The following is a 19,847-nucleotide window of genomic DNA, read 5'->3' on the forward strand; positions in this document are numbered from 1 at the left end:
CGACTCACTCTGCGGAATGGGCTATACCCGCTAATTAAGAATAGAAAACAGCCAACCAAATTGTTTCTTCTGTCGGATGTGTCCAACTCACTTTATGACGTTGATGGGCTGAAATATTCACGTAATCACCTTCTTTTAAGTGTCGCTCTTTCATCCCTTTTTCGAAGAGGATTTTGGCTTCTCCTTTCACAACCAGCACCCACTCATTTTCTGTTTGATCGTACCAATCTGAATCGGGGGTAGTGTGCCCTTTAGAAATAATACGTTCAATTCTAACGCTATCGGTTTTGACCAAGTCTTGAAAAATTTCGGAGGGTAAAGTGGAAGGTATATCATTCAGTAGGTTTCCCATCGTATTGTTCACCCTTTATCTATTAATATCTATTTCATTAAAACCAAAAAACAAATACAAAAACGGGTAAGTATATTTCTACCTTACCCGTTTAAATAATGCGTAATATACAAATGATTACTTCGGTAAATCTATCTCAATTTTAGAATTTAGTTGCTCTAGCTCAGCCTCAAGCGCAGTGACTTTTGCTTCCTCTGCATCAACAAGATCAAGCTTTTTTTCATATTTATCACAATCGGCTTGCGATACCCAATTCCAACTGGTGCCTGATTTAAATTCATCACAAGCTTGTTTGAATTTTTCAGCTGTAACCTTTGCTTTATCAACATCTGATTTTGCAGTAGCAACTTGTTTTTGTAGTTGTAACTGCTGCTGATAAAGCTCTTTCGAATTGGTGAGAACAACTTGTTGCTTTTCAGCCGTTGTTTTCAGCTCAACCACTTTTGTATCCAGCTTTTTCTGAGTAACAGATAACTTCTTTTGCTTTTTATTTAGTTCAGCTATTTGGGCTTCATAATCAGCTTTTTGCTGTGCAATTTCGATATTTTTCTGCTCTAACTGAGCGATAACTTGCTCAAGCTCTAATGATTTCTTTGTTTCCAATTGCTCAAATTGTGTTTGTTGAGCCTCTTTTTGTTGCTGTAATTCTACATTTTTTGTCGTCAGGATATCGTACTCAGCTTTCGTTGGGCCTGGGTTACGGTTCCAAACAGCAGTAGCCAAAACAAAGCCCAATACAATACCAAGTACTAATGCCACTTTCCATGATGACATCATGTTTGTCGATCCCACGTTAGTTGACATATTGTTTTCTTCCTCTTGAATTCTTTAGAATTACATACCTATAGGTATTACGGTATATATCCATATGATAACTCTAATACTATCAGCAAGATGATACCTTTATGTCATAATAATATCTCAAATCTCAGTAAAACCATGTAAATCTACGTTAGGTGCTAATTAATTGTTCAGGTTTTAAAAATCATTCAAACCCTAATGTCTCATAATTAATAGTTCCACCGTCTGAGACACCCAGCACACCGCATACTAACTATCTTCAAATAGTCGTGATTATCAAATCGATGTTACTGATACATCCCAATTAATATCAACAAACAACAAAGCAGTTAAGGCAATATTATGATTACTGAATTAATTTTTTTAACGGTATCTGCCTTCTCAACACCTCTGCTTGAGAACTCGACTTACGAGCAAGATAACACTCATTGTCGCTTAACGATCAATGAAGAAAGGCATCAAAATGATATTGTATTGGTTTTTTCTGCAAGCTCTGAAAAGCAGCACCAAGTACACATCTACCATAGTATTCCGCAAGAGTCCCCCTCTTCAGGTTTACTGACTCAACTCTCTTTACATCAAGGTGAGTTACTACAAAAGAATCAATACATCATTAATCATGCACTTTATAAAGTCGTTAATAATGATATAACGATCTACTCAACAGCGATTGGTTCAGAGCAGAACAGTGCTCAAGACTTCATGGATAGCTTTCAAAGGGGCGGCTATAAGACTCAAGTCACTATTGATGGAATTGAAAAAAAACTTTCATTTGTCGCCGATCACCAGCAAGCACTGGCGTTTTATCAATGCGCTCAACTCGCCTCAAATGATTACGCTAGACATACAAAATAAAAGACATTCATTCATTCTGCTGATAATGTGCAAATTACCATGTTTGCATTAACGTACACATAAACGTTTATTGAAAAGTGCTTAGTTAGAAGGATAGAACGCATGCCAGTAGCAGAATGGATAACATTTGTTGTCGCGATCTCAATACTTACCATCACACCAGGGTTAGATACTGTACTTGTGATCAGAAATACCAGCCGAGGTGGTTGGAAAGATGGGGTAACCAGTAGCTTTGGCATTTGCAGCGGCTTATTTGTGCATGCAACGCTTTCTGCCGTGGGTATATCCTTTATCTTGGTACAATCTGCATGGTTATTTCAAACGGTTAAAATTATTGGTGCGGCATACCTTATCTACCTTGGCATTTGTAGCTTACGAAGCGGCTGGAAAGCTGGTTCTTTAGGGATTGTGTCAAATCAAATAAGTGACAATCAATTCAATATGAAGCGCTCTTTTTCTGAAGGCTTTCTGTCAAATGTGCTAAACCCTAAAACCGCTATTTTTTATCTCGCTTTTTTGCCTCAATTTATTAACCCTGAAGGTTCTGCCATTTCACAATCTTTCATTCTTGCTGGCATCCATTTTATTTTGGCTATGACATGGCAATCATCATTAGCATTCGTCATAGAGCGAGCAAAAAGCTGGTTAGCAAAGCCAAAAACAAATCAATGGCTTCAATCTTTAACGGGCTGTGTAATGGTCGGGCTAGGCTTACAGCTATTATTGAGCAAAAACGTTCGCCTTTAACGATCATACCCAACTACTGATAAAACCAGCATTAAATAGGCCTCACATTGTTTGCGCTAGAAATGAAAATGTTAAATCTAACATTGCCAGCTCTACCGCAAACACTGTTTATTAACACACAGAATCTTTTACTCCCCCTCTCGTTCTCGCATACCGTCAATGGCGCACATTAGTACAGCCAATTTTATTAGGTGAACGGAGAAATCAGTTTGAAACTTTCTAAGCTATCAATCGCTATCGCATTAACGTCGACCGTATTTAATCCTTTCTATTCGTACAATGCGAATTCAAATACGTTGATGCAGGCGAAGCACTTTGATCAAGCCAATTTTCTCGATTCCCCCACACTGAAAACACGTGAAGATATTACCGATTATTTAGTCAGTGAAAAATTAGACGGCATACGTGCGTATTGGAATGGTAAAACCTTATTGACGCGAAGTGGCAAAACCATTCATGCACCCAGTTGGTTCACCGGCCCATTACCCAATACCGCTTTGGATGGCGAATTGTGGGTAGCAAGAGGGAAATTTCAGCAAGTTGCCAAAACAGTATTGGATAACAAACCAAACGACGATGAGTGGCGATCAATTAAATTTATGATCTTTGATCTCCCTTCGAACTCAGCACCTTTTGAACATCGCTATCAGCAATTACTTAACGACATTAATCTGACTCAGATTGCACACGTCAGTATTGTGCAACAAAAAATCGTGACAGATATAACAGCATTAGAAATGCAGCTAAAACTGTTAGATGAGAGCAACGGTGAAGGGTTAATGCTGCACCATCGCCATAATGGCTATCATCCAGGGCGAAGTGATCAATTATTAAAACTCAAATCCTATCAAGATGCAGAAGCAACCGTTATTGGTTACACAGAAGGAAATGGTAAATTCGACAATAAGATGGGCGCTTTATGGGTAGTTACACCTGACGACATTACGTTTAAAATTGGATCTGGCTTTAAAAATTTTGATCGTGAAAATCCCCCCGCGGTCGGTACAACCATTCTCTTTCGGTATAATGGCGTAACAAACAGTGGCATTCCACGATTTGCACGGTTCATTCGAATACGTGATGATCTCGATATTTAAATAATGAGTACTTCTAATCGTAAACACAGCTATATTATCAATATTTCACTCGTTATTAGTCTAAACCTCAACATCATAATCTTGCGAAATTAGGTTAAATAGCAGTGATTGTTTTCAACAATTGCTGTTCACAGTTTTAAAAAGCCATACTTTCGTCTGTTTACACTGACTGTACGCTTTAGTTTACTGATAACGTTATCATAACCGCAAGCAGGATTTAACATTTTAGTTACACTTAACATATCTGGTTATACCAAGATTTTTCACTAGATAGAGTGGTGTTAACAGCAAGATTATGTATCGCTAAGAACATACCCAGAACAGAACTTCAGATAATAACCATGAATAGCGATCCTAAAACCACATAATTCTCGGTATCACCTTTGGCGTTTATACGTTATTTGCTGCCTTCTGCTGAAGCGTAGCATCAGAAGGAGCTTGAGATGAATGTTCAGGCATTACCCATGCATCGGTTCATAGACCACCATGGTAACCTCGTCAGCCAGCTCCCTGCTTGGGCTGATCAGTCAATATTGAAAGGTTTTTACTGCGACATGGTATTAACCCGAACTTATGATAATAAAGCTGTTGCCCTTCAACGTACCGGTAAGTTAGGGACTTACCCCTCTCACCTTGGCGCAGAAGCCATTGGCATTGCGATTGGGCGTGCTTTACGAGCCGATGATGTGTTCATCCCTTACTACCGTGATATGCCTGCAATGTGGGCGCGTGGTATTGCGATGGAAAAAAACCTGCAATATTGGGGGGGCGATGAAAGAGGCAGTGATTTCAGTGTTACAAACGATCAAACATCTACCAATTTCACAACACCTAGCAATTTAACAATACCTAATAACACCACACAATCACCCAATAATTCACATTGCCGAGACTTGCCCTTTTGCGTTCCTATCGCTACACAATGTACCCATGCTGTGGGTGTTGCATCCGCATTAAAAATTGAAGGTGGTCACAAGGCTGCATTGGTCACCTGTGGTGATGGCGCCACATCAAAAGGTGACTTCCTCGAATCAATCAACTGTGCAGGTACGTGGAATATTCCACTGGTTTTTGTCGTGAATAATAACCAATGGGCAATCTCTGTACCACGACGCCTTCAATGTGGTGCTGATTTCTTATCAGAAAAAGCCAAAGGCGCTGGTATTCCGGGGTTAACGGTTGATGGTAATGACATCGTCGCAATGTTTGATGCGGTACAAATTAGTTTAGATCGTGCACGAAAAGGAAAAGGAGCAACGTTAATTGAAGCCATCAGTTACCGATTAGGCGACCATACTACCGCTGATGACGCGAGTCGCTACCGGAGTGAAGATGAACTTCATGAAGCATGGGGGTTCGAGCCTATTAGTCGTTTAAAAACCTATTTAATGCGTCAAGGTTTATGGTCAGAGCAAGACGATAAACAATGGCAAGAACATTGCCAAGAGGTGGTAGAACAAGCCGTTGAACGCTATCTAAACATCCCTGTACAAGCACCCGAAACTGCTTTCGATTTTCTTTATGAATCCTTAAACACCGAGCTGCATCAACAACGTGATGAATTAATCAATAAAGCAATGCGCATGCAAGGAGGTAAACATGGCTGATATGACGTTACTTGAAGCGGTGAACCTTGCTTTACATCATGAGATGGAACATGACCCCAAAGTGGTTGTATTGGGTGAAGATGTCGGCGACAACGGCGGCGTATTTCGCGCAACGGTTGGACTTAAAGCTAAGTTTGGTCTCAAGCGTGTTATTGACTCGCCATTAGCCGAAGCATTAATTGGTGGCGTTACGGTTGGTATGGCTTCACAAGGCTTACGACCCGTTGCAGAATTCCAATTTCAAGGATTTGTGTTTCCCGCGATGGAACACCTTATGTGTCATGCTGCACGAATGAGAAATCGAACACGAGGTCGACTTACCTGCCCTGCTGTTTTTCGTGCTCCTTTTGGTGGGGGTATACACGCACCAGAACATCATTCTGAAAGTATTGAAGCGTTATTTGCTCATATTCCAGGATTTAAAGTCGTTATTCCATCGTCACCTCAGCGTGCATATGGGTTATTACTTGCCTCTATTCGTAGCAATGATCCTGTCATGTTTTTTGAACCGAAGCGTATTTATCGAACCGTCAAATCAGATGTGAACGATAACGGTAAAGCCTTACCCCTAGATACGTGTTTCACACTGCGCAAAGGTCGTGATCTCACCTTGGTCACTTGGGGGGCATGTGTTGTGGAATCATTACAGGCAGCGAGTACCCTTTCGTCACAAGGCATAGAAGTTGAAGTGATTGACCTAGCGAGTATAAAACCTATCGATATGGCAACGATTATTCATTCATTAGAAAAAACTGGTCGCCTACTTGTTGTGCATGAAGCGAGCAAAACCTGTGGTGTAGGTGCAGAAATTTTGGCGCGTACAGCAGAACACGCGATGTGTTTATTAAAAGCACCACCAAAACGAGTAACGGGAATGGATACCATCATGCCTTATTATCGCAATGAAGATTATTTTATGATTCAGGAAGAAGACATTGTGATAGCTGCGCGAGAATTAGTGGAGGGTTGGAAATGAAGTCATTTATGCTACCTGACCTCGGCGAAGGGCTAGCCGAATCTGAAATTGTTGAATGGCATATTAAATCCGGTGACGTGGTTAAAGTTGATCAAATCGTTCTTACCGTTGAAACAGCCAAAGCCACCGTCGATATTCCCGCCCCTTACAGTGGAAAAATCATCAACCGTTACGGTAAAGAAGGTGATGTTATAAATATAGGCAGCCTATTGCTAGAGATTGAAGAAGTGGGCGCAACTGCATCAACTACATCAACAAAAACAGCCGCCAAGAAAGAAGATGCTGCAACTGTGGTCGGTAATGTTTCACATCAAAGCCATCACGTTGATATCGATGACTTTTGGATTGGAAGCGATCAAAATACCACTCATGATAATATTATTACTGCAATGCCCTCTGCACGATTATTAGCACAACGATTAGGCGTCGACTTACACGGTATTATAGGAAGCGGACCTGACGGTTTAATTGTCGATGCCGATATTTATAATGAATGCGATAAACAACTGCCAGGCACTGAAGTACTGAAAGGTGCAAGGCGAACCATGGTTAACACGATGGCGGAATCTCACCATAACGTTGCCGCGGTCACCATTACAGAAGAAGCCTTATTAGCTGATTGGTTAGCCAATGAAGACATTTCTATTCGCTTGATACAAGCAGTTATTAACGCCTGCCAACAAGAGCCCGCCCTTAATGCATGGTTTGACGCTGAAACAATGACGCGCTGTGTTCACAGTACGGTTAATGTTGGTATTGCAGTCGATAGTGCCCATGGTCTTTATGTTCCAGTATTGCGCCATGCTGACGAATATAGCCCTAAAGGGGTTCGTCAATGGTTAGATAAAACAGTAAAAGGTATTCGAGAACGAAGGATTGGTCGCGAGCAGTTACAGCATGCCACTATAACGTTGTCTAACTTTGGTGCGATTGCGGGTATTTATGCCACTCCGGTTGTGTCTCCGCCTCAAGTCGCCATTGTGGGGGCTGGTAGGATAATCGAAAAAGTAATCATAAAAGATGGGCAACCGATAGCGGTTAAAGCAATGCCCTTGTCGATGACATTTGATCACAGGGCTTGTACGGGAGGCGAAGCAGCGCGCTTCATAAAAGCATTGGTTGAACACTTACAACAAGCCACGGTTTAGCTGGTTTAGCTTAAAAAAGCAGGGTATATAAAAAGCGGCAATATAGCCGCTTTTTTACATATTACACAGAGCGGATTAATTCAGGCATGATCTCAAAAAGATCCCCCACTAGCCCATAATCTGCAATTTGAAAAATAGGCGCTTCAGGATCACTGTTAATCGCCACAATCACTTTTGAATCTTTCATGCCAGCTAAGTGCTGAATAGCACCAGAGATACCGACGGCGATATAAAGATCAGGCGCAACAATTTTACCCGTTTGTCCGACTTGTAAATCATTCGAAACAAAACCCGCATCAACAGCAGCACGTGAAGCACCAATCGCGCCTCCCAGTTTGTCTGCAAGCTGTTCAACGAGTTCAAAACCTTCTTTACTGCCTAACCCTCGCCCACCAGAGATAACAACGCTAGCCGCAGGTAATTCAGGTCGTGCACTTACTACTTTCTGCTGCGATACGAATTCGGACGATTCTGCCAGAATATAATTATCTAACCGATTCATTTCAATGCAGAAGGCATGAGGGGGCTCGACACTGTCATTTGTGGTGATTGCATCGAATGCTGCACTGCGAATCGTCATCACTTTAATTTCGTCGTTAGATTTCACTCTTACTAACGCATTGCCAGCATAGATAGGACGAATAACAACGTCGGGTGATTCTATGCCGATCACATCCGACAACTGCCCCACATCCAATAAGGCAGCAACACGTGGCGTTATATTTTTACCAAAGGTTGTGGCTGGCGCTAATATATGCGAATAGTCATTACCGATATGTTCTTTACAAACATGGACAATTAAAGCCGACACATTTTCGGCTAATAAGTGTTGATAAACATCTGAATTAACCACTAGCACATTACTAACAGCACTAATGTGACGGATTGATTCAACCACTGATTCGCAATGAAAGCCAATAACTAATACCGTAATTTCCACTTGTTTATTTTCAGACATTATCTCTGTTGCAGCATTGATGGTTCGTAATGTATCAACTGACACCGATTTATTATCATGCTCTGCAATAACAAGCGTTGCTAATTTTTTATCGCCCATTAAATCGCTCCTAGCAGCGTATTTGAAATAACCAAGTACGTACGTTAAATAACCTTGGCTTCATTTTTCAGCTTTTCTACCAGCTCCGATACGCTATTAACCATCACGCCAGCGACGCGTTCAGGCGGTGACATTACATCAAGTACTTCTTGATGCAGAGTAACTGCCACACCTAATTCTTCTGGTGTTATCACATCTAATGGTTTTCGTTTTGCTTTCATAATATTGGGAAGAGAGGCATAACGGGGCTCATTTAAGCGCAAGTCAGTACTGATAATTGCTGGTAGATTCAGTTTTACCGTTTCAAGACCACCATCAATTTCACGAGTTACAAGTACGGCATTACTCTGCCCATTCGATTCAGATACTGGAGATTCTTCTGACACAACGGTCACTTCTGATGCGAATGTACCTTGAGGGCGCTGCGTGATGGCAGCTAGCATTTGCGCCACTTGATTATTGTCAGTATCAATAGATTGCTTACCCAGTAATACAATTCCAGGGTCTTCAATCACCATAACAGCTCGCAGTAATTTAGCCACAACGAGAGGTTCTGGTGAAGATGGTATATCAATATGAATCGCACGATCGGCGCCCAGTGCCAGTGCTGTTCTCAATTGTTCCTGACAGCTTTTATCGCCGACTGATACCACAATAATTTCTTCTGCATGCCCTGCTTCTTTTAGCCTAACCGCCTCTTCTACCGCTATTTCGCAAAAGGGGTTCATCGTCATTTTTACATTATTGGTCTCTACACCTGAACCGTCACTCTTAACCCTAATCTTTACGTAAGGGTCAATCACACGCTTAATCGCTACTAATACTTTCACAATGCCTTCCTTTGTAAATTGGGATGCTGTTCGTGTAAGCCTTAATCCTATGATTTATCACTGTCGGTGTTTTTCAGTGTTGTTTTTTCAATGCTGTTGTTTTTCAAAATCGTTACTTGGCAGGTATACCGTGCTTTGAATGGCTATTTTTGAGTTAATCTATGCTTTTCAAGAAATAATACAGTAAAAACTACGTTACCTTTTGAGCCTAGTTTAATTTACGTTTACGTCAACTGGACTATATTTAATGTTATGTAAGTAATGTAGGGACAGGTTTACAGCATGGATAGAGAATATATGGCGTTTGATGTTGTGATTGTTGGCGCTGGTCCTGCTGGCTTGGCTGCCGCTTGTCAGCTTGCACAGCTCAACCAGAAAGCAAATAAAAAAGGACAAGACATTAGCATTTGTGTCGTCGAAAAAGGCGCTGAAGTCGGTGCACACATTATCTCTGGTGCGCTATTTGAAACCCGTGCATTAGATGAACTGTTCCCAGAATGGTCAACAATGGGTGCGCCACTTACTACCCCCGTGATTGACGATCAATTCATCTACCTGACTAACCAATATAATCACCTGACGGTTCCACATTTCCTCACACCACAGCCTATGCATAACACAGATAAAAACTACGTGATTAGCTTAGCCAACCTATGTCGCTGGCTAGCACAGCAAGCTGAAGTGCTAGGTGTAGATATTTTCCCGGGCTTTGCCGCTGCCAGTATTAATTACGACGCAGCTGGCGCTGTGACTGGTATTAATACGTCAGATATGGGGCGAGATAAAAATGGCGCCCCCAAAGCGAATTTCGAAGCGGGTATCGAACTGAAAGCCAAATACACTATCTTCGCTGAAGGATCGCGAGGGAGTTTGGGTAAACAGCTGCTCGATAAGTATCAGCTAGCTGCGAATAAACAACCTCAACACTATGCATTGGGGCTAAAAGAAATATGGGAAATGCCTACAAATAATACTCAACCTAATGCAGGTAGTGTTATTCACGCAGCAGGTTGGCCTTTAAGTGAATCAGATACGACTGGCGGTGGCTTTCTTTATCATTTAGACGATAACCAGATCGCCGTTGGGTTAATCGTTGATTTGAATTACAGTAACCCTTATCTAAGCCCTTTCGATGAATTCCAACGACTAAAAAAACATCCCGCTTTCAGTAAGCATCTTAAAAGTGGACAGCGTATTTCTTACGGTGCGCGGGCTATTTCTAAAGGCGGATTATCATCTTTGCCCAAACAGCAATTTCCTGGTGGCTTGTTAGTAGGTTGTGATGCAGGCACATTAAATGTAGCCAAGATAAAAGGCAGCCACACTGCGATGAAATCAGGCATGCTAGCGGCAGATGCTATTTTTGAACAATTACGATGTGGCAATGCTCAAACCGAGCCGGATTATGACTTGTTGTTTGAAGCGTCTTGGCTGTATCAAGAGCTACAAGAATCACGTAATTTTGGTGCAGAGCTACACAAATTTGGTAGTTTGCTAGGCGGAACACTCGCTGCTTTTGAACATAACGTGTGGGCATCTATTTTTAAGCGTAAAACACCTTGGACAATTACAGATCAACAGGCCGATCATGAGTGCTTAAAAGACATCGCACAATGCCAACCTATTTCCTATCCCAAGCCTGATGGTATATTGAGTTTCGATAAGCCGTCATCGGTATATTTATCAGGAACACAACATGAAGAAAATCAGCCTTGCCACTTAGTACTCGCCGATAACAACATTCCTATTCATACCCATTTACCACGCTATGATGAGCCCAGTCAGCGCTATTGCCCCGCAGGCGTCTATGAAATCATCACTGTTGATGATAAACCTAAACTGCAAATCAACGCTGCTAACTGCGTACATTGTAAAACCTGCGACATTAAAGATCCGTCGCAAAATATAACTTGGCACCCACCAGAAGGTGGTGGCGGGCCAAATTATCAGAATATGTAATAAAAAAGGAGCCCTATGCTTTATAAAGCTAGGGCTCCTTTTAAACTGATGCTTCACTTATAAATTAAACAGTAAATATATATAACATGGCTATTTAATGATCAGCAGCACCGTTGCTATTACGATTTACTGACACTTAGATACCATGATATTTTCTGGTAAACCGTTATCAGTAAACTGAATACTCCAAACGTACTTACCTGCCTCAGGTAACATTGCTGCGGTATCTTTTCCGTAGCCACCAGCTTTAAGAATATTTTCGACACCCAGCTTCAACTCTAGGCCATCAGCAGTATATTGTGACGACCAATCTTTACTTGCATACTGCATACGATAGCCACCTGCCTTTTCATCGACAACGGCTTGGTAAGTATTATTACCCTTGTATTCGAAAGCACGGTTATCTTTATGCTTCCAGCCTGCATCTGCAAAATCACCGACTACGTACAATGTCTTGCTAACAGGTCCGACTTCATCAAGCGTAGGGTTATCACACTGCGCCATAAAACCTTCGCCAGTCATCATCACTGCCGCTTTTGTTGCTGTTGCGCCGACAGCTGAAGGAACTTCAACTTTCAAGAAACGGGCAACAAAACCATTTAATGGAATTTGATACTTACCAGAGCTAACAGAAAAACGTTCGCCAGTGATTAAATCCACTAAATCACCTTCTGATCCCACCTTTGATGCGATCAGTTCGATGCTATTTGATTGAGATTGTGTGCTCACCATGTACAGTAAAACATCATCACCAGACTGTTTATGATCAACATAGACAGAATCATTAGCCAGTACATTAACGCGTTCACCTTGTGATAATGCAGGGTGTGCAGCACGAAGGTTCATCAGTTTGGTCACATACTTTTTCAGATCTTTTTGGCTAACATTCAGAGAACTATCAGACGATGTTGTAACACCCTCTATTTTTGCAGTTGAACGCGCAACATGATCATCACATAAGCCATCAATAGCACAATTTTCACCTGGTGCTTTATCGGCGAACCCTTCAACTTGATCGCCTATTTCATCACCGTAATACAAGGTAATAGGGCCAGTGTACGCGGCTTGGAAAGACAGTGCTGCTTTGTGACGCTGCCAGTATTCATCATTATTTACGTCTGCAATATTGCCACGTTGTAGCAAATCACCAAAACGGACCAAATCGTGATTACCTAGCATAAGGTTAGGTTTAGCATCTGCCGGATAGAGGCTATGTAATGACATGCCTTCATCTAGCCATTCACCGCCCTTTCCACCATTGCCGTTTTCATTTACCGCAAAGGTTTCAACAACACGGTAGCGCACAGGGAAATCGAACGCAGAACATAACGCAGGATTTTCAGCAGAACCATAGCCTGTTTCATTAATGTAGTTTTCGTTATTCCAAATTTCAGCCACCATGTAGCCAAGAGGATTAACCGTTTTACCATCAGAATTTACATATGTAACCGATTTCGAGGCTTCATCAACGCTTTTACGCAGCTCAGCCCATGCATCGGTAGGTACTTGATATGCTTGGTCTAAACGCCAACCATCAATCTTTAATTCTGTTATCCAGTATGTCGCCACTTCTTTATAAAATGCCATGCTTTCAGGGTAACTAACCGGGTTACTCTCACCTTGAGGTAAATTACCTTGAGGTGATGCGACAACGTTATCTTTATGGTGTCCGAATACCCCATCAAAGAATACATACAAACCACGCTTATGGGCTTCTTCGACCAGCTCTTTCGCTTTTTCCATCGAACCAAAACGCGGATCTATCGCAAAGTAGTTACTTGCAAAATACCCAGTGGCATCCAGCCTGTCAGCCCAGTGATTCTGCCCTTCTACAGGAACAGAATCAAATACCGGTGTTAACCAAACCGCATTCATTCCCAAAGATTGGATATAATCGAGTGAATCAATAATGCCTTGTAAGTCACCTTTGTGATGGCTAGTTCCATAGCCAGTACCATGACCAATACTGTCATCGCCATTTACAAAGCTTTCAACCATCACTTGATACATACGTAAATCATCAGTTTCAGCTGATGTTGATACATTACAAGCGTAAGGCGTTACGTTACCAACAGGTGAATCGGATGAAGTCGATGAACCAGAACTACTGCAAGCAGATAAAGACGCTGCGATGGCAAGTGCAAGACATGTTTTTACGTTCTGTTTTAACCCCATGTTCCATTTAACCACGATGTTCTCCTTGAATTATTATTATATAGGTACACGGTGATTATTTATTAATCACACAGCATTGAGACCATCCTTAGAATAATAATTTGAGGCGTAGGTTGGGGGGAGTAGAGATCTGCATCACATCTTTCTTACATTATTGTTTTACAATATTTTTTTACTGATTCTATTTCGATGAATAACGCCTAAGAACTTCTACAACCTCAACGGTATAATGCTTATACCATTTATTTTGACCTAGCTTTTGTGCGACTAAATGCTCGGCATTCTGCTTCCACGCTTTAATGTGTTCGAGGTTATCCCAATAAGATATCGCGATTTCTTGGCTACCTTCAGCAGTGGCTACAAACTCAGTACAATCATATTCTTTTATGGCTAAATCACGCATCTTCGCTGCCATTTTAGAATATTCATCATCAAACTGATTGATCTCGGCTTTAAATATAACGGCGTATTTCATGGGTTATCCTTAATCCAAAGGTTAATTTGTATTATAAATTCACGGTTAACCGCGATTGATTTATTAGACAAAAAAAGGAGATCAAATGATCTCCTCTTTCTTATTTAAAGACTTAAATCTTAGCTTATGTAGATTGAGACTACACTTTAAAACGTGACAGTGACGCTTTCAGTGTCGTTGCTAATTGCGCTAACTCAACACTTGATTGCGCCGTTTGTTCAGCCCCCATTGCCACTTCACTTGCTGATAAACTCATACTTTGAATATTGCGGCCAAGCTCTTCAGTTACCGAATCTTGTTGGCTACACGCACTTGCGATTTGAATACCTGTATCGGCAACCTTCATCATGGTTTCTTCAATGATTTGAATAGATTGACCCGTTTGAACACTTTGCTCTACACAAATACGAATCTTCGAACAACTTTGACCAGTCGCACTCTTCGCATGGGCTGCACTTGCTTGTAGCTTCTCAATAATATCAACAATTTCACTGGTTGATGTTTGAGTACGGCCCGCAAGAGAACGAACTTCATCTGCTACCACGGCAAAACCACGGCCTTGCTCACCAGCACGCGCCGCTTCAATCGCTGCGTTCAATGCCAGCAAATTTGTTTGATCAGCAATACCACGAATTACTTCAACAACAACACTGATGTTGTGTGATTCACGCTCCAGCTCTTCAACTAACTCACCTGCTTGCTCAATATCACGAGACACGATTTGAATTTGTTTGATATTAGATTGAACGTCTTGATTACCTTGCTTCGCTTCTTCAGACGCTTCTAACGCAGAAGTAGAGGCCGTTTCCGTATTATTTGCAACTTCTGCAACGGTTGCCTTCATCTCTTCCATTGCCGCAGCTACGGTTGTAATATCAGATTGTTGCTGTTGCATACCACGAGCCGATTGCTCAGAGATCGCACTCATTTCTTCAACTGCTGCAGAAAGTTGAGTTACCGCAGAAATAGTATCTTCAATTAAGATTCGTAGCTGGTTTTGCATTTCGATATTGGTATCAGCCAATACGCCTAGCTCATCATTACCAATTTCTTCGCGTTGAAGGTGGAATGTTAAATCGCCAGAAGCTATCGCTTTCGATTGTTCAACAACTAAGTTCAAAGGACGACAAATTTGACGAGCCAAGAAGAACGTAATAAATACCATGAAAGCAATCAACGCAGTGAAAGACACTTTGGTTATTGTGGTTACATTACTAACGCTACCTATAATTTCCGTGCGATTACTAGCAACAAAACCTAAGTTAATATCAACTAACGCATCCATTGCAGTACCTACTGCATCAAACTCATCAAGTGAACTAACTAACTCTTGATGAGCTTTATCAAGATCTCGGCTTTTTACCATTTGCTCAAAATTATTAAATATATTTAAATAATCTTTCCAAGCCTTTAATACGTAATCAAATATTCGACGCTCTTCTGTACCTGCTACGGTAGCATCATAGCGACTTAGCATACCTTGAATTTTATGTTTAGTTGCAGCTTGACGAATAAACAACGCATCTAATTTAGAATTAGATTCTTTATATGTGAGGGCCGCATATTGACTACGGCGCAACACTGACATTTCAAAGTACATAGCTTCAACTGATAACACACTTGGAATCGTAGAATCCGTAAAGTTAATTACATCTGACTCTACTTTTTTTAACTCTTGGAATAGGAACATAGCAAACGCTATCATAACTAATCCGATCGCTGAAAATACAACGGCAATTTTTTTACGCACTGCTAAATTTTTATAACTCATATTTATAAGACCCTTGGATAATGTAATAACTCAGTCCATGAGTATTTCTATTATTTGAGTTAATATTAACTCATTCTCTATTTAACAGCAGATAACAGAAAACAAAATAAAATAAAACAGTGTAAAAGTCACACTTTTTATAATAAAAAACCAATGAAAATAAGACCTTGCACAAACATTGAACACGCAAACCATTGCCAATAAATATATGTACAAAAGGCGAGCGCCTCGTAACTATAATCCAAAAAAATCTGCTCACCTTATTTCTAAAAAAAGTGAATTTATTTATAAGCGGGTATTTTCACCCACCTAGTTATTAAACGGCCTTATTGCTATAAGGCAAGAGAACACTGACATCACAAGGTTCACATTCCTGCGAACCCTATTAATATTACTTTATGATACAGCTCAAAGGCCCTTGCCTTTTAACTGCTATATTGGTTTATTCACAATGCTGAAATCGCAGTATTGAAAAAACCATTTGCACGTAACCAAACCCCATCAGGATCTGAATCATCAGAAAGGGTTAATAAATGCGGTAATAACTGTTCAGCAAAATCTTCACTGCTTTCTTTCGGTAATACCGTCGGAAGGTGATCCACCGCTTGCACTTCAATGCCTGCAATTTGAGATTGAACAATCGGTTGAGTTAACTTTGTACACGCAGCATAGATTCGGATTGGATTATCTGGGTTATTAGGATCGCAGCTAACATCACTGACCATACTTAGTCGTGGCGATGCTCCCAAACTTTCAGGTGTAATAAATGGCGCAGTACCTGGGGCTAAATATGCGCAATTAACTAAAATATCAAAATTGTTAATGTCAGTGAAAGGTCCACCCGCTTTGGTTTCATTGATATCCCATTGCACCGCTTCAATACCAATATCTGCAAATAAATCAACGGCACCTCGACCACTACGACCATACGCGCCAATAACCAACGCGTTTGGCTTTTGTGGTAGTTGCGTCATTAACTGCTTCAACTCAGTTAGGTAAACATCACGATTTGGGTAGCTATTTACCGCAGGAAACGTTGAATCACTGTTCAACCGATGGCAGTAACCCGCAAAACCAATAGCAGCACCTACATAACCCGCCCAGTAACCGAATGCGCAGACCCGCCGACCATTAATATCTTGTAAGAATTCAAGGTCTAATATTTCACCTTTTCCTTGGTCAAAACGCGCTAAAACTTGTTGGGCTTCATCTTGACCTTTGTAAGCATGCGCAAAATATATATGTTTGTGCTGTAGCGGGAAATCGTCTTCTGATAATTCCTTAAGCCCTAGAATATACGCATAGTTGGGTGCAGTTACCCAACTATGCCCTTCGACCAGTTCACACCCTGCAGCAAGGTATTCAGCATCTGCGAAAATTCGTGTTGAGCTTTTTTCAACCATAACAACAGCACCAGTTTGGATCAGTGCAGATGCCCCTGTTGGAGTAAGCGCAGCTCGACGCTCACCTTGTTTTACTTCATCTCTTAACCAAAAAATTGTTTGCATATGATGTTCCTTATCTTATACCTGAATCGAATTTGTTGTAAATTCCGCAAACATAAAACCAATGCTGGCTGGCTTAAACAGCCGTTAATATGGCTGAAGGGAACTGGTGCGACACCTAAAGCCAGTACAACATGCTGGGTTGTAAAAGCCAACAATAAACGCCCCCTTCGGAAGTGATTCTTAGCCGTTACTACAATGGCATTCCGGCTTCATCTTCCTCAACGATGTCAGTTTCAGTCAGAGCATCGGCTAACCATTGCTGCATTTCAGTCGATGCTAATGCGCGCTGCATATACTGTTCTGCTGATGGTGAAACTTTCACGCCATACGTCACAAAACGAAAAACTACAGGTGCAAACATGCAATCGGCAATACTCCACTTACCAAATAACCAGCCATCACCATCTATTTTATTTGTATTAAGAGACATTTGTTCAGACCAAATTTGATCAATACGCGCAATATCTTTCAACGCGAGTTCAGAGAGTGCTAATGTTCGTTTTGCACGGCAGTTCATTGGCATTTCGTTACGAAGTGCGCTGAAACCAGAGTGCATTTCAGCAGCGATCGATCTGGCTTTTGCACGATCCTGTATTGTTTGGGGCCATGCTGAACCACTCAAATATTGCTCATTAATATATTCACAAATGGCGAGTGAATCCCAAATTACGGTGTCTTGAGCGCTTTTTATTTGGCCATCCTGTATTTGATCGATAAGCACAGGCACTTTAAGGGCTGGTGATATTTCTGATAATTCCTCATAAAAACGTTTAGTGAATAAGGGTAACTGCACAACCTCAAATTCCAGCCCATTTTTGGCTAACATTAACCAACCACGTAAAGACCAACTCGAATAATTTTTATTGCCAATGATCAACTTCATACACGTCTCTTCACCATTAAGATTCAGTAGATTTAATTTAACGTGTTGATTTTCTAATGACTAGCGCATAGTTTTGATAACTCATATCAGAATCTTGAATAGATGATGCTATCTGATAAAAGGAAGATACATGGACATAGATTCATTGCGAAGTTTTTTAGCTTTTGTCGAAACCGGTAGTTTTACACGTGCAGCTAAGCAAACTCATCGCACACAGTCAGCGATTAGCATGCAAATGAAAAAGCTCGAAGAAGAACTCGGTAAAATCCTATTCACCAAGGAAGGTCGCCACTTAGTACTGAGTCATGAAGGGCAACAGTTAGCCAGTTATGCCAAGCGTATTGTTGGCTTACACGATGAAACGATTAATGCGATACGAACAGAAACAGCTTACCCTGCCCTACATCTTGGTTGCCCAGATGATTATGCAGAATCTATATTGCCTGTGGTTATTGGTCTTATTCGAGAAAGCTTAGGTAGGATTAATATTCAAGTCACCTGTGCTTCTAGCCTTTTACTACGACAAGGTTTAGATAAAGGGGAGTTACATCTTGCCATCTTGACTCGCTCTCCCAATCTTGAAGAAGGCTATTTATTAAAAACAGATGAGGGTGTATGGATAGGTTCTAAACAACATGTATTATTAGAACATCGTCCATTACCCATCGCACTCTTTCAGTCCGATTGTAAATTTCATTCTGCCGCTTTAACGGGTTTAATGAAAAACCAGATTCCTTACGATCTTGTCAGTTGTAGCTCAAGTGCCAGCGCGCAAAAAGGCATGGTTCGTCACGGCTTGGCTATTGGGGCAATGGCACGATCGAGTCTTTCAGAAGATTTGTATGAATTGGATGAAACATGGCTTCCACCCTTACCTGCAATTCACATTGTATTGGTTCCAGCAATAACATCGCATCCAGCATTGTCTGATAACGCGATAAAGAAAATATCGGAATCATTTCAAAATAATGCTAATAAATAGTCGTAATTTTTTAGTTTTTTAAGATTTATTCACGCTATTTTCATACTGAAACCAAAGGTTTGTTACTGACGGTGGAAGTTGCTGTTATAATGGGGTCAGGCCAACACTGTTATGCTGATTTATAATGTCACTATAGGCAGATGTTGTGAGTATAGATTTTAAGGTAACAGCATGAATTTAAAGCAAGAACTTCAACAAGTAAGCAACAAGCTAGATAAAACTAAACGTAAACTAGCTGGTGCAGTAGACCGCGGTGATAAAGCAATTGCGGCTAAAGCTAAGTTGGAGCTAACTAAGTTAAACAATCAAATTGCTAGCTTAAAGACAAAACAAACGCGTGATGTTAATCAACAAGGCACTGATGTTAAGTCAATGGCTTTCAAACGTGCTTTAACAAAAGCAGAACAAGCTGACATGGGCAAACTGAAAAAGTCTGTTCGTGGTTTAGTTGTTGTTCACCCAATGACGGCACTGGGTCGTGAAATGGGTCTTAAAGAAGTAACTGGTTTTGCACCAAAAGCTTTCTAATCTACTGTTATCACGTTTTGCGTAATTAATAATAGATTTTTGTGCTGTATCGCTCTGTTTCGACGGGTATACAGCACAATCGTTTTACTTTCTTTA

The 19,847-nt window shown here is 41.0% G+C and carries 18 protein-coding genes; 9 read left to right on the plus strand and 9 right to left on the minus strand.

Annotation, left to right across the window (positions count from 1 at the left end):
* Positions 1-34 precede the first annotated feature (34 nt).
* Positions 35-352 carry a cupin domain-containing protein gene (locus tag C9J12_RS09075; protein WP_107242410.1) on the minus strand — a complete coding sequence of 106 codons (318 nt, stop codon included), beginning with the start codon at positions 350-352 and terminating at the stop codon, positions 35-37.
* A gap of 117 nt (positions 353-469) precedes the next feature.
* Entirely contained in the window at positions 470-1,156 is a 687-nt protein-coding gene (locus C9J12_RS09080; RefSeq protein ID WP_107242411.1) for a chromosome segregation ATPase, read from the minus strand.
* A 339-nt stretch (positions 1,157-1,495) separates the two neighbouring features.
* On the opposite strand from C9J12_RS09080, the gene C9J12_RS09085 reads away from it, so the two are divergent.
* The 6 genes from C9J12_RS09085 (at position 1,496) to C9J12_RS09110 (ending at position 7,583) form a co-directional block, all read left to right on the plus strand.
* Positions 1,496-2,008 carry a hypothetical protein gene (locus C9J12_RS09085; RefSeq protein WP_107242412.1) on the plus strand — a complete coding sequence of 171 codons (513 nt, stop codon included), beginning with the start codon at positions 1,496-1,498 and terminating at the stop codon, positions 2,006-2,008.
* 102 nt (positions 2,009-2,110) lie between these two features.
* Complete coding sequence (locus C9J12_RS09090; RefSeq protein WP_107242413.1) at positions 2,111-2,755, plus strand: LysE family translocator; 645 nt, start codon at positions 2,111-2,113, stop codon at positions 2,753-2,755.
* Positions 2,756-2,964: 209 nt separating this feature from the next.
* On the plus strand, positions 2,965-3,852 hold the full coding sequence (locus tag C9J12_RS09095) for a DNA ligase (RefSeq protein ID WP_107242414.1): 888 nt from the start codon (positions 2,965-2,967) through the stop codon (positions 3,850-3,852).
* 443 nt (positions 3,853-4,295) lie between these two features.
* Positions 4,296-5,459, plus strand: coding sequence for a pyruvate dehydrogenase (acetyl-transferring) E1 component subunit alpha (gene pdhA, locus C9J12_RS09100; protein ID WP_107242415.1), 1,164 nt, complete (start codon positions 4,296-4,298; stop codon positions 5,457-5,459).
* Positions 5,452-6,435, plus strand: coding sequence for an alpha-ketoacid dehydrogenase subunit beta (locus C9J12_RS09105; RefSeq protein ID WP_107242416.1), 984 nt, complete (start codon positions 5,452-5,454; stop codon positions 6,433-6,435). Before pdhA ends, C9J12_RS09105 begins: the two co-directional genes overlap by 8 nt.
* The gene (locus C9J12_RS09110; RefSeq protein ID WP_170111742.1) at positions 6,432-7,583 is read left to right on the plus strand and encodes a dihydrolipoamide acetyltransferase family protein; all 1,152 of its coding nucleotides are present in this window, start codon (positions 6,432-6,434) and stop codon (positions 7,581-7,583) included. The genes C9J12_RS09105 and C9J12_RS09110 overlap by 4 nt, the downstream gene beginning before the upstream one ends.
* 61 nt (positions 7,584-7,644) lie before the next feature.
* On the opposite strand, the gene C9J12_RS09115 is transcribed toward C9J12_RS09110, so the two are convergent.
* Positions 7,645-8,640: an electron transfer flavoprotein subunit alpha/FixB family protein gene (locus tag C9J12_RS09115; protein ID WP_107242418.1), complete on the minus strand. Its 996-nt coding sequence runs from the start codon at positions 8,638-8,640 to the stop codon at positions 7,645-7,647.
* A gap of 44 nt (positions 8,641-8,684) precedes the next feature.
* Complete coding sequence (locus tag C9J12_RS09120; protein WP_107242419.1) at positions 8,685-9,470, minus strand: electron transfer flavoprotein subunit beta/FixA family protein; 786 nt, start codon at positions 9,468-9,470, stop codon at positions 8,685-8,687.
* Positions 9,471-9,752: 282 nt separating this feature from the next.
* On the opposite strand from C9J12_RS09120, the gene C9J12_RS09125 reads away from it, so the two are divergent.
* Positions 9,753-11,429 carry an electron transfer flavoprotein-ubiquinone oxidoreductase gene (locus C9J12_RS09125; protein ID WP_107242420.1) on the plus strand — a complete coding sequence of 559 codons (1,677 nt, stop codon included), beginning with the start codon at positions 9,753-9,755 and terminating at the stop codon, positions 11,427-11,429.
* 126 nt (positions 11,430-11,555) lie between these two features.
* Here the strand turns inward: C9J12_RS09125 and C9J12_RS09130 are convergent, their stop codons facing one another.
* The 5 genes from C9J12_RS09130 to C9J12_RS09150 form a co-directional block, all read right to left on the minus strand.
* A complete protein-coding gene (locus C9J12_RS09130) occupies positions 11,556-13,604 on the minus strand; it encodes an alpha-amylase family glycosyl hydrolase (RefSeq protein WP_107242537.1) in 2,049 nt (682 codons plus the stop codon).
* Positions 13,605-13,785: 181 nt separating this feature from the next.
* Positions 13,786-14,079 (minus strand): antibiotic biosynthesis monooxygenase family protein, encoded by a 294-nt coding sequence (locus tag C9J12_RS09135; protein WP_107242421.1) that lies wholly within the window; start codon positions 14,077-14,079, stop codon positions 13,786-13,788.
* A 139-nt stretch (positions 14,080-14,218) separates the two neighbouring features.
* On the minus strand, positions 14,219-15,850 hold the full coding sequence (locus C9J12_RS09140; RefSeq protein WP_107242422.1) for a methyl-accepting chemotaxis protein: 1,632 nt from the start codon (positions 15,848-15,850) through the stop codon (positions 14,219-14,221).
* A 446-nt stretch (positions 15,851-16,296) separates the two neighbouring features.
* Positions 16,297-17,358 (minus strand): saccharopine dehydrogenase, encoded by a 1,062-nt coding sequence (locus tag C9J12_RS09145; protein ID WP_107242423.1) that lies wholly within the window; start codon positions 17,356-17,358, stop codon positions 16,297-16,299.
* Between the two features lie 190 nt (positions 17,359-17,548).
* Positions 17,549-18,241: a glutathione S-transferase family protein gene (locus C9J12_RS09150; RefSeq protein WP_107242424.1), complete on the minus strand. Its 693-nt coding sequence runs from the start codon at positions 18,239-18,241 to the stop codon at positions 17,549-17,551.
* A 130-nt stretch (positions 18,242-18,371) separates the two neighbouring features.
* Here C9J12_RS09150 and C9J12_RS09155 point away from each other — a divergent pair, with 130 nt between their 5' ends.
* Together C9J12_RS09155 and C9J12_RS09160 are read left to right on the plus strand one after the other, a co-directional pair.
* Positions 18,372-19,223 (plus strand): LysR family transcriptional regulator, encoded by an 852-nt coding sequence (locus C9J12_RS09155; RefSeq protein ID WP_107242425.1) that lies wholly within the window; start codon positions 18,372-18,374, stop codon positions 19,221-19,223.
* A gap of 171 nt (positions 19,224-19,394) precedes the next feature.
* Positions 19,395-19,751 carry a YibL family ribosome-associated protein gene (locus tag C9J12_RS09160; protein WP_107242426.1) on the plus strand — a complete coding sequence of 119 codons (357 nt, stop codon included), beginning with the start codon at positions 19,395-19,397 and terminating at the stop codon, positions 19,749-19,751.
* Positions 19,752-19,847: the final 96 nt, after the last annotated feature.

This window comes from Photobacterium frigidiphilum (genome assembly GCF_003025615.1).
GTDB classification, from domain to species: domain Bacteria; phylum Pseudomonadota; class Gammaproteobacteria; order Enterobacterales; family Vibrionaceae; genus Photobacterium; species Photobacterium frigidiphilum.

Excerpts from the sequence above, each read along its gene's own strand:
- C9J12_RS09075 (WP_107242410.1), bottom strand. The coding sequence starts at position 352 with ATGGGAAACCTACTGAATGATATACCTTCCACTTTACCCTCCGAAATT.
- C9J12_RS09080 (WP_107242411.1), bottom strand. The coding sequence starts at position 1,156 with ATGTCAACTAACGTGGGATCGACAAACATGATGTCATCATGGAAAGTG.
- C9J12_RS09085 (WP_107242412.1), top strand. The coding sequence starts at position 1,496 with ATGATTACTGAATTAATTTTTTTAACGGTATCTGCCTTCTCAACACCT.
- C9J12_RS09090 (WP_107242413.1), top strand. The coding sequence starts at position 2,111 with ATGCCAGTAGCAGAATGGATAACATTTGTTGTCGCGATCTCAATACTT.
- pdhA (WP_107242415.1), top strand. The coding sequence starts at position 4,296 with ATGAATGTTCAGGCATTACCCATGCATCGGTTCATAGACCACCATGGT.
- C9J12_RS09105 (WP_107242416.1), top strand. The coding sequence starts at position 5,452 with ATGGCTGATATGACGTTACTTGAAGCGGTGAACCTTGCTTTACATCAT.
- C9J12_RS09110 (WP_170111742.1), top strand. The coding sequence starts at position 6,432 with ATGAAGTCATTTATGCTACCTGACCTCGGCGAAGGGCTAGCCGAATCT.
- C9J12_RS09115 (WP_107242418.1), bottom strand. The coding sequence starts at position 8,640 with ATGGGCGATAAAAAATTAGCAACGCTTGTTATTGCAGAGCATGATAAT.
- C9J12_RS09125 (WP_107242420.1), top strand. The coding sequence starts at position 9,753 with ATGGATAGAGAATATATGGCGTTTGATGTTGTGATTGTTGGCGCTGGT.
- C9J12_RS09130 (WP_107242537.1), bottom strand. The coding sequence starts at position 13,604 with ATGGGGTTAAAACAGAACGTAAAAACATGTCTTGCACTTGCCATCGCA.
- C9J12_RS09135 (WP_107242421.1), bottom strand. The coding sequence starts at position 14,079 with ATGAAATACGCCGTTATATTTAAAGCCGAGATCAATCAGTTTGATGAT.
- C9J12_RS09140 (WP_107242422.1), bottom strand. The coding sequence starts at position 15,850 with ATGAGTTATAAAAATTTAGCAGTGCGTAAAAAAATTGCCGTTGTATTT.
- C9J12_RS09145 (WP_107242423.1), bottom strand. The coding sequence starts at position 17,358 with ATGCAAACAATTTTTTGGTTAAGAGATGAAGTAAAACAAGGTGAGCGT.
- C9J12_RS09150 (WP_107242424.1), bottom strand. The coding sequence starts at position 18,241 with ATGAAGTTGATCATTGGCAATAAAAATTATTCGAGTTGGTCTTTACGT.
- C9J12_RS09155 (WP_107242425.1), top strand. The coding sequence starts at position 18,372 with ATGGACATAGATTCATTGCGAAGTTTTTTAGCTTTTGTCGAAACCGGT.
- C9J12_RS09160 (WP_107242426.1), top strand. The coding sequence starts at position 19,395 with ATGAATTTAAAGCAAGAACTTCAACAAGTAAGCAACAAGCTAGATAAA.